This is a genomic window from Clostridium paraputrificum (genome assembly GCF_900447045.1).
GTDB classification, from domain to species: domain Bacteria; phylum Bacillota; class Clostridia; order Clostridiales; family Clostridiaceae; genus Clostridium; species Clostridium paraputrificum.
Window position 1 is genome coordinate 116,664 of the sequence record NZ_UAWH01000016.1, and the last position, 24,840, is coordinate 141,503.

25 protein-coding genes are annotated in these 24,840 nt (G+C 30.1%); all 25 read right to left on the reverse strand.

The annotated features are described in order from the left end of the window. Window positions 1-9: 9 nt before the first annotated feature. The 25 genes from pstA to ruvX all read right to left on the reverse strand — a co-directional run bounded on the left by pstA (window position 10) and on the right by ruvX (window position 24,823). Window positions 10-891 carry a phosphate ABC transporter permease PstA gene (gene pstA, locus DR024_RS13855; RefSeq protein WP_027097468.1) on the reverse strand — a complete coding sequence of 294 codons (882 nt, stop codon included), beginning with the start codon at window positions 889-891 and terminating at the stop codon, window positions 10-12. Further along, window positions 891-1,781 (reverse strand): phosphate ABC transporter permease subunit PstC, encoded by an 891-nt coding sequence (gene pstC / locus DR024_RS13860; protein WP_027097467.1) that lies wholly within the window; start codon window positions 1,779-1,781, stop codon window positions 891-893. Before pstC ends, pstA begins: the two co-directional genes overlap by 1 nt. Before the next feature lie 19 nt (window positions 1,782-1,800). Then, a complete protein-coding gene (locus tag DR024_RS13865) occupies window positions 1,801-2,670 on the reverse strand; it encodes a phosphate ABC transporter substrate-binding protein (RefSeq protein WP_027097466.1) in 870 nt (289 codons plus the stop codon). A gap of 193 nt (window positions 2,671-2,863) precedes the next feature. Further along, window positions 2,864-4,540 (reverse strand): HAMP domain-containing sensor histidine kinase, encoded by a 1,677-nt coding sequence (locus tag DR024_RS13870; RefSeq protein WP_027097465.1) that lies wholly within the window; start codon window positions 4,538-4,540, stop codon window positions 2,864-2,866. A gap of 1 nt (window position 4,541) precedes the next feature. Further along, window positions 4,542-5,240, reverse strand: a complete 699-nt coding sequence (locus DR024_RS13875; RefSeq protein WP_027097464.1) for a response regulator — start codon at window positions 5,238-5,240, stop codon at window positions 4,542-4,544. A gap of 13 nt (window positions 5,241-5,253) precedes the next feature. Beyond that, the gene (pgeF, locus tag DR024_RS13880; RefSeq protein ID WP_111919040.1) at window positions 5,254-5,988 is read right to left on the reverse strand and encodes a peptidoglycan editing factor PgeF; all 735 of its coding nucleotides are present in this window, start codon (window positions 5,986-5,988) and stop codon (window positions 5,254-5,256) included. 145 nt (window positions 5,989-6,133) lie between these two features. After that, window positions 6,134-6,586 carry a transcriptional regulator NrdR gene (gene nrdR, locus DR024_RS13885; RefSeq protein ID WP_027097462.1) on the reverse strand — a complete coding sequence of 151 codons (453 nt, stop codon included), beginning with the start codon at window positions 6,584-6,586 and terminating at the stop codon, window positions 6,134-6,136. 75 nt (window positions 6,587-6,661) lie between these two features. Then, window positions 6,662-6,928, reverse strand: coding sequence for a YlmC/YmxH family sporulation protein (locus DR024_RS13890; RefSeq protein ID WP_027097461.1), 267 nt, complete (start codon window positions 6,926-6,928; stop codon window positions 6,662-6,664). 114 nt (window positions 6,929-7,042) lie between these two features. Next, window positions 7,043-7,816, reverse strand: a complete 774-nt coding sequence (gene sigG, locus DR024_RS13895) for an RNA polymerase sporulation sigma factor SigG (RefSeq protein WP_027097460.1) — start codon at window positions 7,814-7,816, stop codon at window positions 7,043-7,045. A gap of 81 nt (window positions 7,817-7,897) precedes the next feature. Further along, window positions 7,898-8,602, reverse strand: a complete 705-nt coding sequence (gene sigE / locus DR024_RS13900) for an RNA polymerase sporulation sigma factor SigE (protein ID WP_027097459.1) — start codon at window positions 8,600-8,602, stop codon at window positions 7,898-7,900. An 11-nt stretch (window positions 8,603-8,613) separates the two neighbouring features. Next, window positions 8,614-9,417 carry a sigma-E processing peptidase SpoIIGA gene (locus tag DR024_RS13905; RefSeq protein ID WP_027097458.1) on the reverse strand — a complete coding sequence of 268 codons (804 nt, stop codon included), beginning with the start codon at window positions 9,415-9,417 and terminating at the stop codon, window positions 8,614-8,616. Between the two features lie 366 nt (window positions 9,418-9,783). Beyond that, window positions 9,784-10,905: a cell division protein FtsZ gene (ftsZ, locus tag DR024_RS13910; RefSeq protein ID WP_027097457.1), complete on the reverse strand. Its 1,122-nt coding sequence runs from the start codon at window positions 10,903-10,905 to the stop codon at window positions 9,784-9,786. A gap of 13 nt (window positions 10,906-10,918) precedes the next feature. Continuing rightward, window positions 10,919-12,136: a cell division FtsA domain-containing protein gene (locus tag DR024_RS13915; RefSeq protein WP_027097456.1), complete on the reverse strand. Its 1,218-nt coding sequence runs from the start codon at window positions 12,134-12,136 to the stop codon at window positions 10,919-10,921. A 293-nt stretch (window positions 12,137-12,429) separates the two neighbouring features. After that, window positions 12,430-13,485, reverse strand: a complete 1,056-nt coding sequence (locus tag DR024_RS13920; RefSeq protein ID WP_027097455.1) for a type IV pilus twitching motility protein PilT — start codon at window positions 13,483-13,485, stop codon at window positions 12,430-12,432. A gap of 107 nt (window positions 13,486-13,592) precedes the next feature. Continuing rightward, a complete protein-coding gene (gene sigK / locus DR024_RS13925) occupies window positions 13,593-14,291 on the reverse strand; it encodes an RNA polymerase sporulation sigma factor SigK (protein WP_027097454.1) in 699 nt (232 codons plus the stop codon). A 271-nt stretch (window positions 14,292-14,562) separates the two neighbouring features. Beyond that, window positions 14,563-16,101 carry a penicillin-binding transpeptidase domain-containing protein gene (locus DR024_RS13930; protein ID WP_081663562.1) on the reverse strand — a complete coding sequence of 513 codons (1,539 nt, stop codon included), beginning with the start codon at window positions 16,099-16,101 and terminating at the stop codon, window positions 14,563-14,565. 123 nt (window positions 16,102-16,224) lie between these two features. Beyond that, window positions 16,225-16,842, reverse strand: coding sequence for a uridine kinase (gene udk / locus DR024_RS13935; protein ID WP_027097452.1), 618 nt, complete (start codon window positions 16,840-16,842; stop codon window positions 16,225-16,227). Window positions 16,843-16,864: 22 nt separating this feature from the next. After that, window positions 16,865-18,100: a peptidase U32 family protein gene (locus tag DR024_RS13940; protein WP_027097451.1), complete on the reverse strand. Its 1,236-nt coding sequence runs from the start codon at window positions 18,098-18,100 to the stop codon at window positions 16,865-16,867. Between the two features lie 5 nt (window positions 18,101-18,105). Then, complete coding sequence (locus tag DR024_RS13945; RefSeq protein ID WP_055184515.1) at window positions 18,106-18,750, reverse strand: O-methyltransferase; 645 nt, start codon at window positions 18,748-18,750, stop codon at window positions 18,106-18,108. A 14-nt stretch (window positions 18,751-18,764) separates the two neighbouring features. Beyond that, window positions 18,765-19,817 (reverse strand): endolytic transglycosylase MltG, encoded by a 1,053-nt coding sequence (gene mltG, locus DR024_RS13950; RefSeq protein WP_027097449.1) that lies wholly within the window; start codon window positions 19,815-19,817, stop codon window positions 18,765-18,767. A gap of 82 nt (window positions 19,818-19,899) precedes the next feature. Continuing rightward, window positions 19,900-21,726, reverse strand: a complete 1,827-nt coding sequence (gene typA / locus DR024_RS13955) for a translational GTPase TypA (protein ID WP_027097448.1) — start codon at window positions 21,724-21,726, stop codon at window positions 19,900-19,902. A gap of 136 nt (window positions 21,727-21,862) precedes the next feature. Further along, window positions 21,863-23,530, reverse strand: coding sequence for a ribonuclease J (locus DR024_RS13960; protein ID WP_027097447.1), 1,668 nt, complete (start codon window positions 23,528-23,530; stop codon window positions 21,863-21,865). Between the two features lie 40 nt (window positions 23,531-23,570). Beyond that, window positions 23,571-24,032, reverse strand: a complete 462-nt coding sequence (locus DR024_RS13965) for a Fur family transcriptional regulator (RefSeq protein WP_027097446.1) — start codon at window positions 24,030-24,032, stop codon at window positions 23,571-23,573. Window positions 24,033-24,058: 26 nt separating this feature from the next. After that, on the reverse strand, window positions 24,059-24,328 hold the full coding sequence (locus tag DR024_RS13970; protein ID WP_027097445.1) for a DUF1292 domain-containing protein: 270 nt from the start codon (window positions 24,326-24,328) through the stop codon (window positions 24,059-24,061). A gap of 75 nt (window positions 24,329-24,403) precedes the next feature. Then, a complete protein-coding gene (ruvX, locus tag DR024_RS13975) occupies window positions 24,404-24,823 on the reverse strand; it encodes a Holliday junction resolvase RuvX (RefSeq protein ID WP_027097444.1) in 420 nt (139 codons plus the stop codon). Window positions 24,824-24,840 lie beyond the last annotated feature (17 nt).

A 24,840-nucleotide genomic window follows, 5' to 3' on the forward strand; every position in this document is an offset into this window, starting at 1 on the left:
AATTTCCTCCTACTTTCCACCATAAGCCTTTAGTAATCTGTTCCCTATAACTCTTGCTAGTATATTGAATAGCAATACTGCTATTATTAATACAGCTGCTGTTCCATTAGCAATTGCTGCTGCATCTGGAACTATAGCTTCAGAATTCAACTTCCATATATGAACTGCTAGGGTTTCAGCTGGCCTAAATAATGAGAATGCTGACTTCCCAGTTAAGCTAATTGTATTAAAGTTTAATTTTCCCGAACTTAATCCTGCTGTATAAAGGAAGGCTGCTGCTTCACCAAATATTCTACCTGCTGACAAAATAATACCTGTTAATATTTCTCCCATAGCTATTGGAAGTGTTAGTTTAACAATAGTTTGCCACTTACTAGCCCCTAAACCCAATGAAGCTTCCTTAACTCCTTTACTAGCTGTTTTTATAGCATTTTCTGCAATTCTTGTCATAGAAGGAATATTTAAAATGCTTACTGATAAAGCACCAGCAATTATAGAATATCCCCATCCAGCAAAGTTAACAAAAACTAATAATCCAAACATACCTATTACTATTGATGGTAATGAAGACATAGTTTCAAGCGACAATCTTATAAATCTTACTAAAGGTCCTTCCTTAGCATATTCAGCTAAGTATATTCCAGCTCCTATTCCTATTGGAACAGTTATTATTAACGATATTAAAAGCATATAGAATGAATTAAATAACTGAGCTCCTATTCCTCCTCCTGGAGATGTTGTCTTAGATGCTCCAAACAAGAAACTAGGTTTTAACATTCCTAACCCTTGATATAAAATATATGCTATGAATGATCCTAAAAGAAATACAACAAAAAAGCTAACTATATATATAATTACGGTAGAAATCTTATCTACTTTCTTTGCATTCACTATCCTTCACTCCTCTTTTCAATCTTTCTAATTGCAAGTATAAATAAGAAAGATATCACAAGTAATATTAACGCTAGGCTCCACAATGCATCATTCCAAGCCGTACCACCTACTGTATTTGCCATATCCATTGTTAAAATACTCGTAAGTGTAGATGATGAAGATAATAGTCCATTAGGAATCTTTACTGCGTTACCTATTACCATTTGTACTGCTAATGCCTCACCAAAAGCTCTTGCTACTCCTAAAACCACTCCTGTTAAAATACCGCTTTTAGCTCCTGGAATAATAACATTTTTTATAGTTTGCCATCTTGTTGCCCCTAATCCATAAGAAGCTTCAATATGCTCTCTTGGTATGCTCTTAATAGCATCAATAGATAATGTTGCTATAGTTGGTAATATCATTAAGGATAATACTAATATACCTGCAAGCAATGAAAATCCCATTCCACCTATATGATTCTTTATAAAAGGTACTAATACAGATATCCCTACCCACCCGTAAACAACAGATGGTATACCAACCAGTATTTCTAATGATGGCTTTATAAGTTTATTACCTAACCCTTTGGAAATCACATTAACAAAAACCGCTAATGTAATAGCAATAGGTGCACTAATTATTACCGCACCCATTGATACAAAGGTTGATCCTAATATGAAAGCCAAAGCTCCAAAAGAGGCTGGTGTTTCACTCGGGTTCCAATTATTTGTAAACAGAAATTCTACTATTCCATAATTTCCTTTTGTAAATGTTTGAATTCCTTTTTGACCAATGAATATTATTATTGATAATGTAACTGCTATTATTAACATTCCACATAATGTTGCAAATGTTTTTCCTATATATTCATTAAATAGCCTCTCTTTAAAGCTTCGTTTTTCCATACCTATCATTCCTTAACTATTATTCTACTTTCATTTCACTTCCTGAAATAAATCCTGTATCTTCTACTACTTTTTTATTATCTTCACTCATAATGTAATCAATAAACTTCTTAGCTTCTTCTGTTGGTTCTCCCTTAGTGTACATGTGCCCCCAAGACCAGAATGGATATTTACCAGTAGTTATATTTTCCTTACTAGCTTCAACACCATCTATAGCTACTTTAACCATTGACTTAGCTTCATCTGAATTTAAGTAAGAAAGTGCCAAATAACTAACTGCTCCATCATTTTGAGCCATTGCCTTTGCTACTGCTCCACTTGAATCTTGAACTGATCCTAATGAATCATTTTCTAAGTTCTTGTCTCCACCTAAAACAGTTTTAACAAATGTTGCTCTAGTACCTGAAGATGATGGTCTATGAACTAAGAATATTTCTTTATCTGCTCCTCCAACTTCCTTCCAGTTCTTAACTTTTCCTGAGAAAATATCTTGAATTTGTTGCTTTGTTAACTCTTTAACTCCAGCAGCTTCATTAACTACAACTGCAAATCCTTGAGCTACTACTTTATGATCAACTAACTCTTTTGCTTTATCTTCTTCAAGCTTTTCATTTGCAAAAATATCTGAATTACCAATATCTACACTTCCATCTAATACTTGTGTTAAACCAGCACCAGAACCACCAGCTTGTGCATTAATTTCATAACCTGAATTCTTTTCTATAAAGCCGTCAATAGATGCTTCAACTAATGGAAGTAACGCTGATGACCCACTTAGTGTTACTGTTCCACCTTCTTCTCCTTCACCAGAGCCACAACCTACGAAAGCGCCTCCAATCATTGTTATAAGTAATGCCCCAACTATTAATTTCAAACTTTTCTTTTTCATTTTTATCTCCTCCAAAATTTTTAATGAAGATTTTCTTTACACTTATATTTTAGTTTCTTTAAGTTAAGGCTTTATTATACAAATGTTAAGTATCTTTATAGCTATGTTAAATAGATTTTACATATAAAATGGTAACTTTCACTAAACATATATAAAAAGAGCTGAGTACTAAATAATTAGCACACAGCTCTTTTTATATATGTTTTATTTGAATTATAAATTTACTTCCTACCCCTAACACACTCTCAACCTTAATATTCCCATTAAAAGTTTTAACAATGTGTTTTACTATTGCTAAACCTAAACCAGTGCCTCCACTTTTTCTTGCTTTATCAACTCTATAAAACCTTTCAAATATTCTTGGTATGTCCTCTTTTGGAATACCTATACCATTATCTTCTACAATTAAATTATAATTATCTCCATTAGTAAAGCTTGATATCTTAACCTTTGACCCTTCATTAGAATATTTAATACTGTTTTCAACTATGTTAAGTACTAACTGTAAAAACCTATCCTTATCTCCAAAAAGCAAATCATTATTTCTTTCATCTAGCTCTATTGTAATATTTTTATTATCTGCTAAAACTTTTACCATATTTATAACATCATCTACTACTTTATTAGGTAAAAATTCATCTTCCTCACCTGAGATATCACTTTCAATCTTAGATAATATTAAAATATCATTTATTAATCTTCCAAGCCTATCAGCTTCCTTTTCAATAATATCTAAAAACTTCTTGCGTGTTTCTTCATCTTCAACATATTTTAACGTCTCTGTAAATCCTTTAATGGAAGTTAATGGTGTTTTAAGTTCATGAGATACATTGGCAACGAACTGACTTCTCATATTTTCTAGACGTTTTATATTTGATATATCTTGCACTGCAATTACCTTTCCAATTCTATCAATACCATCTATTATTGAAGCTTTTTTTATTCTAAGCTCCCTCTCAACTGGATGAAGTATTTTTACTTCTTTTTCACTATCATCTTCTTCATTCAAAAAGGTATTTATATCGTAATCTTTAATATATTTTGATATCTTTTCACCGCTTATATCTCTTCTTATTCCAAATACTCGTTTAGCGTATGGATTAATAGTAATTACTGTATCATCCCCATCAACAGCAATCACTCCACTTTCCATACTTCTCAAAATTGATTCTAATCTATTTTGTTTATCAACTACTTCTTTAATTTTTGCTTGTAATTGATCAGCCATATTATTGAACGTCTTCCCTAAAGAACCTATCTCATCATTTGAAAGAGATTTTACCCTAATATTGAGATCACCACCAGCTATACGTGCTGTTACATTCTCTAAGTTCTTTAAAGGCTCAATAATAGTTCTTACAAGCTTCATTGATAATGAAATAGAAAATAGCATTACTATAGTTACAATACCAATGCATACTTTAAGGTTAGTGGGTTCAAAAATATCTATTGTCTCAAAAGGTAAAGATGCTCGAAGAATTGTACCATCCTCTAACTTTTCTGCGTAATATACAGTTTTTTTACCTGTTGTATCACTTATCCTAGTAGAATATCCCTCCCCATACTTGTTAGCTTTTATTACTTCATCCCTATTTTTATGACTATTTAAGCTTTTGTCTACACTATCATACACAACATTTCCATTCTTATCTATCACTGTACATCTAACAGGTGTATTATTTATTCTATATCCCGATATAAGATCTTCATAGGCACCATTTACATTAACAATATAATTAGCAAAATCCTTTAAACTTTTTTTAGTACTATTTAGATCCTGATAATTGTATAAGACAACAAATGATGAAGATGCTATAATAAGTGCAAATAAAACAGTTATAATTACAGATGTTAATATCTTTTTTCTCATATTACTCAACAGGATTAAATCTATATCCTACTCCTCTTATAGTTTCTATAAATTTAGGATTTTTATCATCATCTTCAACCTTTTTCCTTAGATATCTTATATGTACATCTACAGTTCTAGTTTCTCCAATATATTCATATCCCCATACCTTATCAAGTAGAGTCTCTCTTCTAAGAATCTTCCCCTTATTCTTAATTAAAATCTCTAACAGTTCAAACTCCTTTAGGGTTAATTCAACTTTCTCATTATTAATTAATACTTCATGCCTTTCAAAATCCACCTTTAATCTTCCAATTTCATAGATTTCTTCAGATATTTCATCTGAACTAGACCTTCTTAAAACAGCTTTAACCCTTGCTAATAACTCCCTTATTGAAAATGGTTTTGTAATATAGTCATCTGCTCCAAGTTCTAAACCTAATATCTTATCAAGTTCTTCACTCTTTGCAGTCAACATTATTATTGAGGTTTTTGATGTTTCTTTATCTCTTTTAATTTCTTTACATACATCTAGCCCGTCCATTCCAGGCAACATAAGATCTAATAAAAGTAAATCTGGTTTATTTTCTTTTACCTTCTTTAATGCATCTAATCCATTGTTGGCTGTAATAACTTTATAACCTGCATTTACTAAATTAAACTGTAATAACTCTACAATATGCTCCTCATCATCTACAATCAGAACTTTTTCATCAGCCATTTTTATATCCCCCTTATTTTAAAATAACAAATGAAAATAATCTTCCATAATCTCCATTTGATTTTCTATACGAATGTAGCCTTATATCTTCATTACAATAAGTACATAAATTTAATGTATATATATTTTCCTCTAAAACACCAATTTCTCTTATATCTTTTAATATACATTCCTCTAGAGATAACCTTCTTCCATCAAATAAAACATCTTCTGGTATTCCTGTCGCTTCTAAAAAAGTTTCTTTTAATTCTTGAGATACCTCATAACAACATTTTCTTATATGAGGTCCAACATATACCTTCACATCTCTATAATCAGTGTTAAACTTTCTATTCATTGTTTCAATAGTTTTCTTAGTAATAGAACTTATTGTTCCTCTCCAACCACTATGTACAACTGCCACAACACCCTTAATATCATCTACTACAATAACTGGTACACAATCTGCTGTAAAAACACCTATAGCTGTATTAGTTTTAGATGTTATTATTGCATCTCCTTCTTTTTCAATAAATTCTTTAATATCCTCATTTGATAAAACATGTACAGTAGATGAATGTACTTGTCTCATATACGCAACTTCATCTACTTCAAATTCTTCTATAATGGCATTTAAAGTTTTTACTCCATCTTCAGTATGTCTATTGAAATTTTTTCCTGTTTCTGCAGTTGAAAAAACTATCTTTGCCTTATCACTCTCAAATTCAATATATCCTTCTTTATTTACTGTAATATCTAAATACTTCATACTTCCTCCAAACTTATATATATTTTAACATCCTAACTATATTTTATCTATTTTAGTTAAATAATTTAACCTATCTTTAACGAAATTTATTAGAAACTAAAAAGAATTGAAAGTCCCCTTCCAATTCTATACATATATACAAAACTTACTTAGTCATAAGATTTTTTATTTCTTCTAAAAATGTATTTATATCTTTAAATTGTCTATAAACAGATGCAAATCGTACATAAGAAACTTCATCAATATCCTTAAGTCTATCCATAATCATTTCTCCAATATACTCACTAGCTACTTCAGTTAACATTCTATTAGAAATATTTTTTTCAATATCATCTGCTATATCTTCAATTTGTTTCCTTGAAACTGGTCTCTTTTGACAAGCAGTTATTAATCCATTTATAATTTTTTCTTTATTAAAATTCTCTCTAGTAGAATCCTTTTTTATAACTAAAATAGGAATGTCCTCAATCTTTTCATAAGTTGTGTATCTTTTATTACACTTTAAACATTCTCTACGTCTTCTTATAGCTGTATGATCCTCAGTGGACCTAGAATCAACTACCTTGCTTTCTTCATATGCACAAAAAGGACATTTCATATCTATTCACCTTCCAAGCTAATCTTTACTTCATCTTAAGGTAATTATACATATTTTTATATATTTTTACTAGTATTAATCAAAAATATTCTCCTTATCGCTACAGTTAATATTAACTAATATAACGTCTATTCCAACCTTAACTATGTCACTCCAAAGAACTTCTACATCTTCAGTCTTTGAAAACCAACCTTTAGCCTCTCCTGGAAGTAAAATCGATAATATTTTGTGTTCATCACTGTCTATCTTTATGTCTTTAATAAATCCAACCCTACTACCTGTATTTATATCAATTACCTCCATAGATCTCATAGCATTTATAGAATGTAAATTTTCCTCCATAAATATCACTCCCTCCATTACATAATTATATGTAATAAATGTTTTAATATAACAAAATCTTATCCAATTTAAAATAAAAAATGAGATGCAAGTTTAAACTTGCATCTTATTAATTCATACATGTTTTCGCATATGTTTTAATGCTGTTTTTTCTAAACGAGATACTTGTGCTTGTGATATTCCAATTTCCTCTGCAACTTCCATCTGAGTTCTCCCATTAAAAAATCTTAGGTTTAATATTAATTTTTCTCTATCACTTAACTTTTTCATAGCCTCTTTAATTGATATATTCTCTAACCAATTCTCATCAGTATTTTTATTATCACTTACTTGATCCATTACATATATTGCATCTCCACCATCATGGTATATGGGCTCATATAATGAGACTGGATCTTGTATCGCATCTAAGGCAAATACCACTTCTTCTCTTGGTATATTTAGTTCCTTAGATATTTGAGAAATCGTCGGCTCTTTATTATTTTCTTTTATTAGTTTATCCCTAACAACTAAAGCCTTATAAGCTATATCTCTTAAAGACCTACTAACTCTTATAGGATTATTATCTCTAAGATATCTTCTAATTTCGCCTATTATCATAGGTACTGCATATGTAGAAAACTTTACATTTTGGCTCAAATCAAAGTTATCTATTGCTTTCATCAACCCTATACATCCTACTTGAAATAAATCATCTACATTTTCTCCTCTATTATTAAACCTTTGTATAACACTTAAAACTAATCTTAAATTTCCTTTTATAAAAGATTCTCTAGCAGAATTATCTCCTTGTTGCATCTTTAAAAGTAGTTCTCTTTTTTCCTTTTCTTTAAGTACTGGAAGTTTTGAAGTATTTACGCCGCATATTTCCACCTTGTTTATTATCAATGTCATCAATCCCTTCAGAGGTAATAACGTTCTGCATTAAACATTATCTCCGATAGATGATACTTTTATACTAAAGACAAACTATATCATTCTACTAATTTCTTTTTTTAATCTATTTATAATTTTCTTTTCAAGCCTTGATATATATGATTGTGATATGCCAAGTAAGTCTGCCACTTCCTTCTGAGTCTTTTCTCTCTTTCCATTTAACCCAAACCTAAGTTGAACAATTTCTTTTTCTCTATCATTTAAATTCTTTAAAGCCATAAATAATAATTCCTTATCAACTTCATCTTCAATTAAATTATAAACAGTATCATTTTCTGTTCCTAAAATATCTGATAATAGTAATTCATTTCCATCCCAGTCTATATTTAATGGTTCATAAAAGGATATTTCAGCCTTTACCTTACTGTTTCTTCTTAAATACATAAGGATTTCATTTTCAATACATCTAGATGCATAAGTTGCTAACTTTATTTTTTTCTCTGGATTAAATGTATTTACAGCTTTTATTAAGCCTATTGTTCCAACTGATATTAAATCTTCTATATAAACTCCAGTATTTTCAAACTTTCTTGCTATATAAACTACTAGCCTTAGGTTTCTTTCAATTAAAGTACTTCTAATACTTTCTTCCCCATTTAATAATTTACCTACTAACTCTTCTTCTTCCTCCTTTGTAAGTGGTGGTGGTAATGCATCATTTCCTCCTACATAATGTAACTTTTTAGATAGAAATTTAAACTTTTGTACAATTCTGTTTAACAATACATCTAACTTCATATTATCCTCCTCTAAATTACTCCACGTGACAATAGAGCGTTAAATTCATTTTCCTTATTTAGTACTTCTTTACATGGACAAATAATAGCTGAGATTTCTAACTCTTCATTATCATTCTTTTTTAAAATAACCTTGTCCACTTTAAACCCTTTCATTTTTCCTCTATATCCAATACCGTTATATTGAATATAGTATGTGTTACTGTCATTTTCCTGGAAATAATTTATATATTTCTCCTCAACAATAATACATGGTAAATTTGTTATAGACTCCCTTAATTCATTTCCCGTGTCTAAGAACCCTCTTACTACATATCGTACTCCTCTAATATACAGCTCCACCTCATAAATAAAATTAGTGATTAACGCTCTTTCTCTTAAGTAACTTAAGACTCTGTCCGAAATTATATATACTAGTATAATGGATATAAGTAAGTACTGCATTGAAGCATTACTAATTACATAACTATGTTCAAAAGAATACTTGTTTTCCCAAGTAGAAAATCCAAAGCTTATCCCACTTAATAGAAAAGCTATTAATATATATATTCCTGTTGCTTTCAATTCCACTTTAAAATTATTTCTTTTCCAGAGTATTCTTATCATTATCCACGCTACTAATATTTGAAAGGGAAATAAAGAAAACATCTTTAGTTTTGGAAATATGGACACCACTGTATATAACGCACCTAAAGAAGATGCTAATAACAAGCTTTTATTATTATGCTTTATATGCATCAGCTTAGCAGTTATAAGTAATATAAACATATCGATTACAAAGTTTTCTATTAAAACTATATCTAAATATATCTCCATATATCCGCCCCCTCTCATTAAGATTATTATAGACCTAACTCAAATAAAATTTTGTCAGTTTTACTTAGTGTAAACAGTTTTTTTAACTGTTCTTTTTTACATTAATGCACAAAATAATTTTTATATGAGTAAGTTTTATTTATTTCCTTCTTTTTTTCATACTTATGCAAAGTATCTTATAATGACATTTTTAAGAATATAATTATTTCATTTTTAAATATAAAACATACTAATTTCAAGGCCTACAGCCTTTATTTCTACTAAAGCTTATAAGATTTAACCCAAATAGAATTTTGCCATAAAAAGAAAAGTCATGCTGAATAAAAATTCGCATGACTTTAAAATCAATTTCATAAAAATAATATATTAACTTTTTCTAGCTCTTCTTAAGAAAACTGGAATGTCTAAATCATCACCTTCATATTCTCTAGTTGATTGAGTTTCTGTTTTCTTTTCTTCTTCTGTAGCTGCTACTTCTTCTCTAGCAGCTTCTTGCTTCTTAACTTCCTTAACTGGTTGAACTGTACTTATTCCTTCTGCTTCAAATCCAGTAGCTATTACAGTAATTCTTATTTCATCATTTAAAGTTTCATCAATAACAGCACCAAATATAATATTAGCATCAATATCTGCAGATTCTCTAACAACATCAGCAGCTTCATAAACTTCTAAAGCACCTAAATCAGCACCACCTGTAAAGTTTAAAATAACTCCAGTAGCTCCATCTATAGATGTTTCTAATAATGGGGATGCAATAGCTTGTTTTACAGCATCAGATGCTCTATTATCACCTTTCCCATAACCAACTCCCATATGTGCTAAGCCTTTATTAAGCATTACAGCTTTTATATCTGCAAAGTCAGCATTTACTACACCTGGTATAGTAATTAAGTCAGATATAGCTTGTACACCTTGTCTTAATACATCATCAGCTAACTTGAAAGAGTCAAGAAGTGTAGTCTTCTTATCAGCCATTCTTAATAGTCTTTCATTCGGTATAATTACTAATGTATCAACCTTTTCTTTTAGCTTTGCAATACCCATTTCGGCATGCATCATTCTTCTTTTTCCTTCAAAAGGGAAAGGCTTAGTAACAACACCAACTGTTAAAATATCCATTGATTTAGCGATTTCTGCTACTACTGGTGCTGCACCTGTTCCAGTACCACCGCCCATACCAGCAGTTATAAATACCATGTTAGCGCCTTTAATTGCAGCTGTTATTTCTTCTCTACTTTCTTCAGCCGCCTTTTGTCCAATTTCTGGATTTGCTCCAGCTCCTAGACCTTTAGTTAACTTTTCTCCTACTTGAATCTTTTGATTTGCGTGAGATAACATTAATGCTTGCTTATCTGTATTTATCGCAATAAACTCTACGTTTTTTAAACCTTCAACTATCATTCTATTAACGGCGTTACTTCCTCCGCCACCACAACCTATTACCTTTATATTAGTTAATTCTTGCATATCTACTTCAAAATCTAACAAAATAATACCTCCTTTAGAAAATTTCATCTAGGAAGCTTCTAAACTTCCCCATTATTCCTAGATTGTTTTTGTCAACATTAAATTCATCTTCTTCAATTTCTTCCTTTATAGGACAATCATAAAGTAACTTTAATCTATCATATACTTCTTTAATTATAGATAAAGATGATATATTCGAGAAATCCTCCATACCTAAGCAGCGACTATTAATAACTTTAATTTTTTTATCCATCTGCTCTTTAATTACAGTAAATACATTTTCGTAACAGGATATACCATCTCCATAGATGATTATACTACAAATTCCCTCAAAAAAGGAAGTCTTTTTTAACTCTAAGTTAATATATTCCACTATTTCTTCTATTCTTGCTTTAGTGACTTCATAAAATAATTTAGTAGGAACTACAGCTGAACCAACATTAACTTCTTCTTCTTGAAGAAGACTTTCATATGTAGAACTATATATTTTCTTTATATTTTCTGCTTCCGATAATGTAAAGTTTCCACAAATAGATAAATCCTTAGTAATATTTTCTCCACCTAACGGCACAGATGATATATATTTTAGAACGCCATTATTAAATATTGCAATATCAGATGTTCCTGCTCCTATATCTATAAGTGCTTTCATTCCTAGAGAGTTTTTCTCATTTAGAAACACCTTTCTGCCACTTAATATATTGGGTACAAAGCCTTCTAACACTAATCCACAATTATTTATAACCCTTTTGTATTTTTCAAGTTCTTCAGTACTACCAATTAGTATAGAAAAATTAACACTTAATATATTAGCTCTCCATCCTATAATGTTTTCATTAAATATATTGCCATCTATATTAAAAAAATTTACTATTGTATCTACTATTTCTTCTCCATCACCTAAAATAACATTTCTCTTCCCTTTTTCTATAGCTCTTTTTACGTCAACCCCTCTAACTTTACCCTCACGCAAATTTACACTGCTAGTTACTTCTGATAATCGAATATTTCTTGATGAAATACCAACATAAACATTACGTAACTTTTTTAATGTCTTGTGTTCTACTTCTTCAACTAATCTCATTAAACTTTGACAGCACTTTTCTTCATCTATGATAATTCCTTTATTTATTCCATCTGAACTTTTAAAGTATGATCCAAGAATTTCTATATCATCATTATTTTCTCTTCCTAAAGAAATAGAAATTTTCTTACTTCCAAAGTCTATTGCTGTCAATGTTAATTCATTCATCTCTTTCTTGTCCCTCCCTTGTAGCAACTTATATTATTCTTATTCAACAAAAGATCTTTATTTCCTTTCTATTTTAATTTAATTATAAAATTTTATTTGAAAAAAATGAATGCGTTTTAATTTGGTACAAAAGGAATATATGGGAAGTATTTTTTTATGCTTTTATTTACCCTCATTTACACAGCAAATATAGTTTTATACAAATAAAAAAGTGACTCTCTACGCTTTAGCGAAGAAGTCACTTTTTTAACCATATCACATTTTGTTGTTCTATGATATCACTATATTTTTGTTTATAACATCATTATTCTTTTTATAGTTTCTCTATCAACTGAATATGTTAAAGCAGTTTCTTTTGATATTATTCCCTTCTTATACAAATCAGCTAAGGCCATATCCATTGTCTTCATTCCATACTTAGTTCCTGTTTGTATAGATGATTCAATTTGATGTGTTTTTCCTTCTCTAATTAAGTTTTGTATTCCAGGAGTTATTGTCATAATTTCAAGAGCTGCAACTCTGCCTAAACCATCTGCTGTTGGTACTAATTGTTGAGATATAATTCCTTGTAAAACAGCTGATAATTGAATTCTAATTTGTTGTTGTTGATGTGGTGGAAATACGTCAATTATTCTATCTATTGTTTTAGCAGCACCAATTGTATGTAATGTTGAAAACACTAAGTGACCTGTTTCAGCTGCTGTAATGGCAATAGAAATAGTTTCAAGGTCTCTCATTTCTCCTACAAGAATAACATCAGGGTCTTCTCTAAGCACTGCTCTTAAAGCATTTTGATAACTTCTACTATCTTTCCCAATCTCTCTTTGGTTTATTATACACTTATTATGCTTATGAAGATACTCTATAGGATCTTCTAATGTAACTATATGTGCTTGTCTAGTAGAATTAATTTCATTAATCATAGCTGCAAGTGATGTAGATTTACCACTACCTGTTGGTCCAGTTACAAGAACTAATCCTCTTTGTTTTTCAACCAAATCTTTTAGTATCCTTGGATGTTTAAGCTCATCAAGAGTTGGAACCTTTAAGGTAATTACTCTAAGTGCAATAGCATCACTATTTCTTTGCTTAAAAACATTAACTCTGAATCTACCTACCCCTTGTACAGAATATGATGTATCTGCTTCACCTATTTGATTATATCTTTCAAATCTTTCCCCTAGTATTTCTTTTGCAAATTCTTTTATATCTTCTGGCATAAGCTTATTAGGTCCTATTGGAATAAGCTTACCATTTACTCTTACTGTTGGCTGTATTCCAACTGTAAGATGTAAGTCAGAAGCCTTTAGTTCAAGAGTTCTAATAAGCAAATCATTCAAAATATACATATATATACCCCCACCTTTTTACAGTTAAATTTTTCTACTAATTATATAATATTCTATATAAAAAGCTAAATTCCTTTAAATAATAAAGGAATTTAGCTTTAAAGTAATTATATCTTTGTATATAAAGCTTTTTGCAACTTTTTTAAAGCTTTTTTTTCAATACGCGATACATATGACCTAGAAATATTAAGGTTTACCGCTATCTCTCTTTGTGTCTTACACTTTCCATCTTCTAACCCATACCTCATTATTAGAATATCACATTCTCTTTTTGTTAATACTTCATACATTTTATTGTATAAAGATTTTATCTGAAGATTGCTTTCCACCTTTTCAATTACAGAATCTTTTTCACTACTTAAAACATCAATAAGACAAATTTCATTACCTTCTTTGTCCACTCCTATTGGATCCTGCAAATAAACCTCACTCTTTTGTTTCTTATTATTTCTAAACAACATTAGTATTTCATTTTCTATACATCTAGAAGCATAAGTAGCAAGTCTAGTACCTTTTGATGAATCGAAGGAATCTATCGCTTTTATAAGTCCTACTGTGCCAATAGAAATTAATTCATCTACATCTTTATTAGGAAAAGAATACTTCTTTACAATATGAGCAACTAGTCGGAGATTCCTTTCAATTAAGATACTTTTTGCTTTTTTATCTCCCTCTTTTAGTTTGTTTAAGTATAATTCCTCATCTTTTTCATCAAGTGGTAAAGGAAATGTGTTATTTCCAGTAATATACCCAGTTAAGAATAGGGAGTTAGTTATAAGATTTAAAAAATTTGATAATATAAACACCTTACTCCTCCTAGTAATGCTTATTACTATAATATTCACTTGAAAAGATTTTCTTTCCTAATTTTTTAAATATTTAATTTATAAATTTTAAAGGATAAGAAAATACATATTTATATTTTCTTATCCTCTATACTTTTTTAACGTCTAGGAAAGTGTAAAATTATAATTAGCTATAAAACAAAGATATTACTACAATTTCATATTAGAAAATATAATTTTTTTATAATTCCCTTACCTTAAGTAAGAGGGGAATAAATATCCCGAAACCCTTTTATTTAGCTATATTTTTTACTATATCCGAAAATATTGGAGCAGCAGTATTACTACCACCTAAATCTTGCCCCTTATCATTTACAGACTTAATATTAGGCACTATAACCACAACTGTATAATACTTATTATTATATTTATAGTATCCTGTAAACCAGCAATGTACTGAATTTTCATCACTTGTATTGGCAGTTCCTGTTTTCCCTCCAACTTCAACTCCATCTACATTTGCCATTTTTCCAGTTCCAGAATCTACTACCTTATTCATACCATTCATTATTATTTTACTGGTAGTACCACTAAATATTCTTTCTTTTTTAGTAGAATATTCTTTAACAATATTATCATCCTTATCTAATATTGCTTCTAATAAATATGGTTTTACATATTCTCCTCCATTTACTATTGCATTAGTTGCTCCAAGCATCTGAAGTGGTGATAGAGTCATACACTGCCCTATAGATATATTAGTCATACCATCTTCAATATCAGGTGCAATACCTTCTGTTTCATTTTGTCTAGGTGCAGTTACATTTAGAACTTTAGAAAATAACCCCAACTTTTTACAATAATCCATCATTGTAGTATAACCTACCTTTTCTCCAATGGCAGCATATACGTCATTACAAGAATTTAATAAAGCCTGTTCAACAGTTTGAGTTCCATGTATTCCCAAACCACATATCTTTCCTGTACAGGTATACTTATCATTCATAGTAACCAAACCTTTATCTAAAGCACTAGCTAAAGTAATAAGTTTAAAAACAGATCCTGGCTCATAACCGTTACCTTCAATACCTAAATTAACGTTGGGTTCACTTTCATCCTTTTGAACCATTGCTTTTATTTTGCCCGTATCAGCTTCCATTATAGTTACCCCTATATTATTGAAAGCTTTATACTTTTCAGAAGCTAATACCTCCCTTACCTTATTCTCTATATCTAGGTCTATAGTTAATTGTAAATTTCTATTATTATCAGATATAGAAACTTCACTTTTTCCATAAACAGCTTTATCATCTAAATAAAATCTTTTAGTAGGCAAATCATTATCTTTTATATTATTATATATTTCTTCTTGCATCGAATTACTTACTATATCTTCTTCTTTAGGTAGATTAGATAAAAAGTTACTAACCTTCCACGCCTTCTTTCTATCTACATTATCATATGAATAATAATACAAGCCCTTAATATTATCTAACTTTTTAACTTTATTATAAGTTTCTTCTGAAACTGTGTAATACAACTTTCCAGTACTTTTCATAACATCAGTATAATTAAAATTGCTATCTTCACCTTGCATTATAAAATTAAGCGCCATTAGATCTTCTAATGTTTCTTCATAATTATTTAAAGTAAATGGCTTTTTATCTATTACAATTACATATTTCTTATTATAATTCATCATATCTTTACCATTAGTATCTAGTATCATATAGCTTGAATTACTTATGTATTCTGATTGATGATTTTGATACTGACTAAGAACTTGTTCACTTGGAAATAGCTGTAATACTGCTAATCTAATTGATAGCATTATTAATATAGTTATAAAAAGAGATAAAACCCCTAACTCTCTTTTTTTCAATTTTCTTACCAAATAAAAACACCTCCCTCTGCCTAAATTCTAGACAAAGAGAGGTACTTTTATTCATATATATTATTTTAGTATATCTCTAATTTTAGCTACTAAAATATCAATTGCTACTTTATTATGACCACCTTCAGGTATAATTATATCTGCAAATCTTTTTGATGGTTCTGTAAATTGAAAATGCATAGGTCTTACAACTGATAGATATTGATCTACAACTGATTGTACTGTTCTTCCTCTTTCTTCAATATCTCTTAATAACCTTCTAATAATTCTAACATCGGAATCTGTATCAACAAAAGCCTTAATATCTAGAAGATTTCTAATTCTTTCATCCTCTAATATTAATATTCCTTCAACTATTATTATCTCTTTAGGATCAACCTTTGTAGTTTCTTTTGATCTATTATGAACTGTAAAATCATAAATTGGCTTGTTTATTGATTCTCCATTAATTAAACTCTTTAAGTGCTCAACTAAAAGAGCATTATCAAAAGCATTTGGATGATCATAATTTGTTTTAGTTCTCTCTTCCATTGAAAGATGGCTTTGATCCTTATAATAAGCATCTTGCTGAACCATTGCAATGTGTTCATCACCAAAAGTTTCAAATAATTCTTTTGCTATAGTACTCTTACCTGATCCAGAGCCTCCAGTTATTCCTATTAATATTGGTTTTTTCATTAGTTTTCCTCCTAATTATGTATTAAAGCGTTAATACTTTTGTACCTTTTATTAGCATATCATTTTTCTTTAGAGGCGTATCAACTTTAGCTCTAAACATCATCATAGCCCTATTCGCCACATTTGTTTTAACTTTTTTATCTAAATCAAACATATCTTCTAACTTAACATTAAAGTCTGGAGTATGAGCTCTTAAAACTTCAACTTCATCCCCTTCAAATACTCTGTTCTTTTGTAAAATAGTTGCAGTTTTAGTTTCTTCATCATAGGATTGTACAATTCCAACAATGTCGTAATCTCTTATATATGATGATTCATCATAGTTTTGTTCACCCATTTTTCCATAATAGAAGCCTGTATGGTAGTTTCTATGACTTATTCTAGTAAGTGTATGCATCCATTCATCTTTAAATTCATATCCTTCAGGGTTTGCCATGTAACTATCAATAGCTTCTCTATAAGCCTTAACTACTGATGCTACATAGAACTCACTCTTCATTCTTCCTTCAATTTTGAAAGAATTTATACCACTCTTCATTAAATCAGGTATGTGCTTAATCATACATAAGTCCTTAGAATTCATTATGTATGTACCATTATCATCTTCAATTACTGGATAATATTCTCCTGGTCTAGTTTCTTCAACTAGGTAATACTTATATCTACAAGCATTTGAACATATTCCCTTATTTGCATCTCTACCTAACATATAATTAGAAATTAAACATCTTCCTGAATATGCAACACACATTGAACCATGGACAAATGCCTCTAATTCACATTCTGCTGGAATATTTTCTCTAATTGTCTTTATTTCTTTAAAAGTTAATTCTCTTGCCAAAACTATCCTTTGACACCCTTGCTCATACCAAAACTTAACTGCCTTCCAATTAGTTATATTAGCTTGAGTACTTATATGCACTTCTAAATTAGGAGCTGCTTCTTTTGCTGCAACAACAATAGATGGGTCTGCAACGATTATTGCATCTATACCTAAATCTGCTAATCCCTTTATATACTCCTCAACACCTGTTAAATCATGATTTCTTGGGAATACATTCATTGTAACATATAATTTTGCCCCTCTATCATGACAATATTTCACACCTTCTGCTATTTCTTCATTAGTAAAGTTATCAGAGAATGCTCTAAGGTTTAATCTACCTCCACCTATATATACAGCATCTGCTCCAAAATCTATTGCTATTTTTAATTTTTCTAAACTTCCTGCTGGTGCTAAAATTTCTGGTTTCATCATATTAATTACCTCCTCTTAGTCACTGCAATTCCATCCCCCATTGGTATTACAGACGTTATTAAGCTTTCATCCTTTGATACCATCTCTAAGTATGTTCTCATTCTTTTTACTATAGTTATTTTTCTTCTTTTTACAAGTTCATCTGTAGCAACCATTCCTCTAAATAGAACATTATCAGCTATTATAATTCCATCCTCTTTAAGTAATCTTAAACAATGTGGAAGGAAATGATTGTAGTGTCCTTTTCCTGCATCCATAAAAATCAAATCAAATGGTTCTTCAAGCTGTTCAAGTATTTCTAAACAGTCACCTTCTTTAATCTTTATTTTATCTTCAAGATTAAATTTTTTAAGATTTACGTTAGCAAGTTCTATCATTCTGCTGTCTCTTTCAATAGTAACTATTTCTGGTTCTGTACCTGACGCTTCATACATTAATATTGAAGAAAATCCTATGGCTGTACCTAACTCTAAAATACGTAATGGCTTCTTCATACTAACCATAAACTCTAAAAACTTAGCAGTTTCTTTTTGAACTATAGGCACTCCATTTTCTCTAGCAAAATCCTCTATCTCCTTTAAGGTGCCCTCTCTATCTGAAATAAGCTCCCTAATATAGCTTTCCATATATTCAAAAGTAATTCCACTCATCCTAATCCTCCAAATTAATTGCTTGCACTACCTCTTTTTTTATTTTGTTCTATATTAACTCTTTCATGTTCCTCATAATTAGTTGAAAAATGATGTTTTCCATTTTCACCATATAAAAGTACGAAATACAAATAATTAGTATCTGCTGGTTCTAAAACAGCTTTTATTGAATTATATCCTGGACTTCCTACTGCTCCAACTGGCAATCCTGCATTTTTATATGTATTATAAGGAGATTCAACTTTTAAATCATTGTATGATAAAATTTCATTTCCTTCATATCCTATTACATAATTTACTGTAGAACAAAATTCTAATTTCATACCTTTTGATATTCTATTATTAATTACTGAAGCAATCATAGGTCTCTCTTCATCTAGTCTTGCTTCTTTTTCAACTAATGAAGCCTTTATAACAATGCTCTCAATTTCATCTTTATTTATTTTTTTTCCTGTTTCTTTTTCCAGTTTAGATAACTTTTTATCAAAATTATCTAACATAACTTTTATAACTGATTTAGCATCAAAATTTTTATCAAAAAAATATGTATCAGGAAATAAATATCCTTCAAGGTTATACTTTTTATTAGAATCTACTTTAACATAATCAGGAAGTGGATAGTTTTTAATTTCATTTATAAACTCATCTCTTGTACATATTCCACTTTCTGCAATTACATCAGCAATAGTATCTATAGTATATCCTTCTTTTATAGTAACCTTAACTTGATTTTTCAAAAAATCTTCTGTAGTTAACATTTTTATTAACTCTTTTAAAGTTACGTCACTCTCAACTTCATAACTACCAGGTATAATTTTAAGATTCTGATTAGTTAATTTCAAATTAACTTTTATTAAGGTTTTATTTTTTATTACTCCCTCACTATATAATCTATCTAATAGATTATAAAATCCTTCACCCTCATTAACTTCTATTGTTATCTTGTCAGAATCAGTTTTCAAAGGCCTTTTTACGACATTATTATATGCAATAAACATTCCTATTATAGAAATCAACAAAATCCCTATAATAACAAGTAATATTTTCTTTAAATGAATACTCTTCATAAAATCCTCCTAAATATAAAAGTAAATAGCCTATTATTAGGCTATTCACTTTATTATAATACTTTTTTAGGATTTAAGAAAGTTACTTTTTATTTCTACTAATCAGTCTTCTTCTTTCGCCACTGTCTAATACTGTCTTTCTCATTCTTATGTTTTGTGGAGTTACCTCTACTAATTCATCATTATTAATGAATTCTAGACAATTTTCTAATGACATAACAACTGGTGGAACTAATTTAACTGCATCATCTGATCCTGATGCTCTTGTGTTAGTAAGCTTCTTACCTTTACATACATTTATATCTAGGTCTTCTGCTCTTCCACATACACCTACAACCATTCCTTGGTACACTGGTACACCAGCTCCTATAAATAATTGTCCCTTATCTTGTGCATTAAATAATCCGTAAGCTATTGCATCTCCTGTTTCAAATGCAACAATTGAACCTCTACTTCTTGATGGAATGTCTCCCTTGTATGGTCCATATCCTTCAAATACATGATTCATGATACCATTACCCTTAGTATCTGTCATGAATTCATTTCTAAATCCTATAAGTCCTCTAGCTGGTACTACAAACTCTAATCTTGAATAACCATTTACTGCTGATGTCATATTAACCATTTCAGCTTTTCTTGGTCCAAGCTTTTCCATAACTGGTCCCATAAATTCTTCTGGAACATCAATTGTTAAATATTCCATCGGTTCAAGCTTTTTACCATTTTCTTCTTTATAAATTACATTAGCCTTTGATACTTGGAATTCATATCCTTCTCTTCTCATTGTTTCTATAAGTATAGAAAGGTGTAGTTCTCCTCTACCTGAAACTTCAAAGCAATCAGGAGTAATTTCTCTTACTCTTAAACTTACATTTGTTTCAAGTTCTTTCATTAATCTATCTCTTAAGTGTCTTGATGTAACAAACTCACCTTCTTGACCTGCAAAAGGAGAATCATTTACCATAAAGTTCATGCTTAATGTTGGTTCATCAATATGTACAAATGGTAATGCTTCTGGATTTTCAGCATCTGCTATAGTCTCACCTATGTTTGCATCGGTAACACCACTTATAGCAACTATATCACCAAAACCAGCTTCTTCTGTTTCTTCTCTTTTTAATCCATTATATACAAATAAGTTAGTAACCTTATAGTTCTTTGTAGTTCCATCATTTGAAACTAAAGCAACATTTTGGTTCTTTTTAACTTTTCCTCTATGAATCTTTCCTAAAGCAATTTTTCCTACAAATACGTTAGAATCTAATGTTGTAACCAGCATTTGGAATGGAGCATCTAGGTATCCTTCTGGTGGAGCAACATGCTTTATTATTGTTTCAAATAATGGTTGCATGTCTTCATTTGTATCTTCAACGTTATATCTAGCAAATCCATTTCTAGCAGAAGCGTAGATAATTGGGAAATCTAATTGTTCATCATTTGCTCCAAGTTCAACAAATAAATCAAACACTTCATCAATTACTTCTTCTGGTCTAGCATCTGGCTTATCTATTTTGTTTATAACAACGATTGGCTTTAATTCTAATTCTAATGCTTTCTTTAATACGAACTTTGTTTGTGGCATTGGTCCTTCATAAGAGTCAACTACTAGCAATACTGAGTCAACCATCTTAAGTACACGTTCAACTTCTCCACCAAAGTCAGCGTGTCCTGGAGTATCTACTATGTTTATTTTTACTCCTTCATGCATAACTGCAGTATTCTTAGAAAGTATTGTAATTCCTCTCTCTTTTTCTAAATCGTTAGAGTCCATTACTCTTTCTTCTACCTTTTCGTTTGTTCTAAAAACGTTACTTTGTCTTAAAAGAGCATCTACTAGAGTAGTTTTACCATGGTCAACGTGCGCTATAATAGCTATGTTCCTTATATCTTCTCTTTTATTTAATTCCATGCTTTGCCTCCAAATTCTTGGTTTTCAAATATGTAAACCTATAAATATTTTTTTCAAAAAGAAAATTGGATACACAAGTACCCAATTTTTTAAACCTTTTTTATTTTAATCTTTTAAGCTTTAAAAGTCAACCTAATTATATCTCCATTATAATAGGTAAAATCATTGGTTTTCTCTTAGTTTTTTCATATAAGAATTCTCTTAACTCTTCTCTTATATTAGATTTCAGTGTAGCCCAGTCGCTAATTTTCTTTTCTTCACAATCTTCCAATACATTTTTTACAATTTCTCTAGCCTCATCCATTAGTCCTTCAGATTCTCTAACATAGACAAAACCTCTTGAAATAATATCTGGTCCAGCTATAACTGTACTTGTTTCTTTTTCTATTGTAACAACTACTGTTAATATTCCATCTTGAGATAAATGCTTTCTATCTCTTAATACAATATGACCTACATCACCTACACCTAAACCATCTACAAATACTTGACCCGAAGTTACAGTTCCATTCTTTTTAATATAATTTCTTGCAACTTCAACTACATCTCCATTTTCTGCTATAACAAAGTTTCTTTCTGGAAGACCTAATTTACAAGCTAATTCTGCGTGTTGTTTTAGATGCCTGTACTCTCCATGCACAGGAATAAAAAATCTTGGCTTTACTAATGTTTGCATCAACTTTAATTCTTCTTGACAGGCATGACCTGACACATGAACTTCAGCTAATGATTCATATATAACTTCAGCACCTTGTTTAAATAACTGATTAACCACTCTAGATACAGTCTTTTCATTTCCTGGTATTGGATTAGCAGAAATAATAACAGTATCTCCCTCAACTATACTAATCTTTCTATGTTCGGAAGATGCCATTCTTGCTAAAGCTGACATTGGCTCTCCTTGACTTCCTGTAGTAATAATTACCGCCTTGTTATTAGGATATTTTAAAATCTGATCCAAAGAAATTAATGTATCTTCCTTTGATTCTAAATACCCTAGTTCTTTAGCAACCTGAACTATATTCTCCATACTTCTTCCAGATACAGCAACTTTTCTTCCATAACTCTCTGCTGCATCTATAATTTGTTGGATTCTATGAATATTAGATGCAAATGTAGCAACTATTATTCTCCCTTCTGCTTTGGAAAATAGCTTCATAAAGCTTTCTCCTACAGTTCTTTCAGACATAGTATATCCAGGTCTTTCCACATTAGTAGAGTCGGCCATCATAACAAGTACGCCTTTTCTACCAAGTTCAGCTAATCTGGCAAAATCAGTTAACTGACCATCTATAGGAGTATAGTCAATTTTAAAATCACCAGTATGTAATACTACTCCTAAAGGTGTATGAATTGCTATTGCTACTGAATCAGCAATAGAATGATTTGTTTTTATGAATTCAACAGAAACAGAATTCAACTTTATTGTATCTCTTGGTTTTACAGTTATTAAAGTTGTTGAACCTAATAATCCGTGCTCTTTTAGTTTAGTTTCAACTATACCAAGAGTTAATTTTGTTCCGTAAACTGGAACATTTAATTGTCTTAAGACATAAGGTAACGCTCCGATATGATCCTCATGTCCATGTGTCAAGAAAATACCTCTTATTTTCTCCTGATTCTTTAATAAATATGATATATCTGGTATAACAACATCTATACCAAACATATCTTCATCAGGGAATCTAAGGCCACAATCTATGATAACAATATCATCTTTAAACTCAATTGCTGTAATGTTTTTCCCAATTTCGTTTAAACCACCGAGAGGTATTATTTTGACCTTTGCTCTCTCTGTTCTCATATTTCCCCTCCTTTTACTCTACGTAAAAACTTTTGTTATATTACTTCCCATTTTTCTTCTGACATTCTTTACAAACACCATAGAACTTTAGAGCATGATCTACTATCTTAAACCCGTATTCTTTTTCAATTTCTTCTTCTAGTTCTTCTAATAAGTCATCTTCTACTTCTATAACCCCATTACATTCATTACACACTAAATGATGATGTCTATGTGTTTCGTCACTATGAACTAATTCATATCTACTGCATCCATCATTTAAATGAAGTCTACTTAGAATACCTATATCTTCAAGTAATAAAATTGTTCTATATACAGTTGCAAGTCCTATTTCAGGGCAACTTTTTTTAACCTCATCATAAATCTCTTCAGCTGTTAAGTGCTTACCTTCACTTTCTACAATAGTATCTACTATAGCTCTTCTTTGAGGAGTAAGTTTATATCCCTTATTTTTTAAATCCTCTTTTAGTGCTACATAATCAATTTCTATATTTTTCCCCATTAACAACACCCTCTTCCTTTTCTAATTTATTCGTCTAAATCCTCTTGCATTAAAAGTTCATATGTCTCTGCAACTAGATTAAATTCCTCATCATTATCTATAGTCATATAACTTTCGTTACCTTCTTCGTCCTTTACAAACTTAAGTACATAAGCTTCCTCTACATCTAAATCTGCTGGAGTAACAACAACATACTCTTGGTTAGTATCCTCTATTTTAAAGAAAGTAATTACTCTCATTTTTTCTTCCTTACCTTCTTCGTTTAATAAATATATAAATTCAAGTTCTTTTACCATTTTTATATCTCTCCTTTTTGTTTATTTTAAAATTTCTTTATGGATATTGTCAATAATAATTTTCAATTGGGAATTTTATTTCATATTTGATAACCTATCTAGATAACCTTGTAAAATATATGTAGCTGCAATTTTATCTACTATCTTTTTTCTCTTGCCTCTTGAAAGATCAGCTTCTAACATTGCTCTATGTGCAGCAACTGTTGTAAGCCTCTCATCCCAAAGTTCAATTTTACATTCTACAGAATCCTTTAATAGTTCTGTAAACTCCATTATTTTCTCTCCTGCAAAACCAATTGAACCATTCATGTTTTTAGGTAATCCAACTACTATAGTCTCTACAGCATATTCTTTACATAAATTTATAATTTCATTTATGTCTTCTTCTTTTTTCTTTCTTCTTATTGTTGTAATACCTTGAGCAGTAAATCCTAAGGGATCTGATATTGCTACCCCAATAGTTTTTTGCCCTATATCTAAGCCAAGTATTCTCATTTTGTGCTCCTATTCTA

What these genes read in the sequence shown, in the direction of transcription:
- pstC (WP_027097467.1), bottom strand. Translation starts at nt 1,781, where the DNA reads ATGGAAAAACGAAGCTTTAAAGAGAGGCTATTTAATGAATATATAGGA.
- DR024_RS13865 (WP_027097466.1), bottom strand. Translation starts at nt 2,670, where the DNA reads ATGAAAAAGAAAAGTTTGAAATTAATAGTTGGGGCATTACTTATAACA.
- DR024_RS13870 (WP_027097465.1), bottom strand. Translation starts at nt 4,540, where the DNA reads ATGAGAAAAAAGATATTAACATCTGTAATTATAACTGTTTTATTTGCA.
- DR024_RS13875 (WP_027097464.1), bottom strand. Translation starts at nt 5,240, where the DNA reads ATGGCTGATGAAAAAGTTCTGATTGTAGATGATGAGGAGCATATTGTA.
- pgeF (WP_111919040.1), bottom strand. Translation starts at nt 5,988, where the DNA reads ATGAAGTATTTAGATATTACAGTAAATAAAGAAGGATATATTGAATTT.
- nrdR (WP_027097462.1), bottom strand. Translation starts at nt 6,586, where the DNA reads ATGAAATGTCCTTTTTGTGCATATGAAGAAAGCAAGGTAGTTGATTCT.
- DR024_RS13890 (WP_027097461.1), bottom strand. Translation starts at nt 6,928, where the DNA reads ATGGAGGAAAATTTACATTCTATAAATGCTATGAGATCTATGGAGGTA.
- sigE (WP_027097459.1), bottom strand. Translation starts at nt 8,602, where the DNA reads ATGAAGTTAGATGTATTGTTAAACAGAATTGTACAAAAGTTTAAATTT.
- DR024_RS13905 (WP_027097458.1), bottom strand. Translation starts at nt 9,417, where the DNA reads ATGGAGATATATTTAGATATAGTTTTAATAGAAAACTTTGTAATCGAT.
- DR024_RS13915 (WP_027097456.1), bottom strand. Translation starts at nt 12,136, where the DNA reads ATGAATGAATTAACATTGACAGCAATAGACTTTGGAAGTAAGAAAATT.
- DR024_RS13920 (WP_027097455.1), bottom strand. Translation starts at nt 13,485, where the DNA reads ATGTATATTTTGAATGATTTGCTTATTAGAACTCTTGAACTAAAGGCT.
- DR024_RS13930 (WP_081663562.1), bottom strand. Translation starts at nt 16,101, where the DNA reads ATGCTATCAATTAGATTAGCAGTATTACAGCTATTTCCAAGTGAACAA.
- udk (WP_027097452.1), bottom strand. Translation starts at nt 16,842, where the DNA reads ATGAAAAAACCAATATTAATAGGAATAACTGGAGGCTCTGGATCAGGT.
- DR024_RS13940 (WP_027097451.1), bottom strand. Translation starts at nt 18,100, where the DNA reads ATGATGAAACCAGAAATTTTAGCACCAGCAGGAAGTTTAGAAAAATTA.
- DR024_RS13945 (WP_055184515.1), bottom strand. Translation starts at nt 18,750, where the DNA reads ATGAGTGGAATTACTTTTGAATATATGGAAAGCTATATTAGGGAGCTT.
- mltG (WP_027097449.1), bottom strand. Translation starts at nt 19,817, where the DNA reads ATGAAGAGTATTCATTTAAAGAAAATATTACTTGTTATTATAGGGATT.
- typA (WP_027097448.1), bottom strand. Translation starts at nt 21,726, where the DNA reads ATGGAATTAAATAAAAGAGAAGATATAAGGAACATAGCTATTATAGCG.
- DR024_RS13960 (WP_027097447.1), bottom strand. Translation starts at nt 23,530, where the DNA reads ATGAGAACAGAGAGAGCAAAGGTCAAAATAATACCTCTCGGTGGTTTA.
- DR024_RS13965 (WP_027097446.1), bottom strand. Translation starts at nt 24,032, where the DNA reads ATGGGGAAAAATATAGAAATTGATTATGTAGCACTAAAAGAGGATTTA.
- DR024_RS13970 (WP_027097445.1), bottom strand. Translation starts at nt 24,328, where the DNA reads ATGGTAAAAGAACTTGAATTTATATATTTATTAAACGAAGAAGGTAAG.
- ruvX (WP_027097444.1), bottom strand. Translation starts at nt 24,823, where the DNA reads ATGAGAATACTTGGCTTAGATATAGGGCAAAAAACTATTGGGGTAGCA.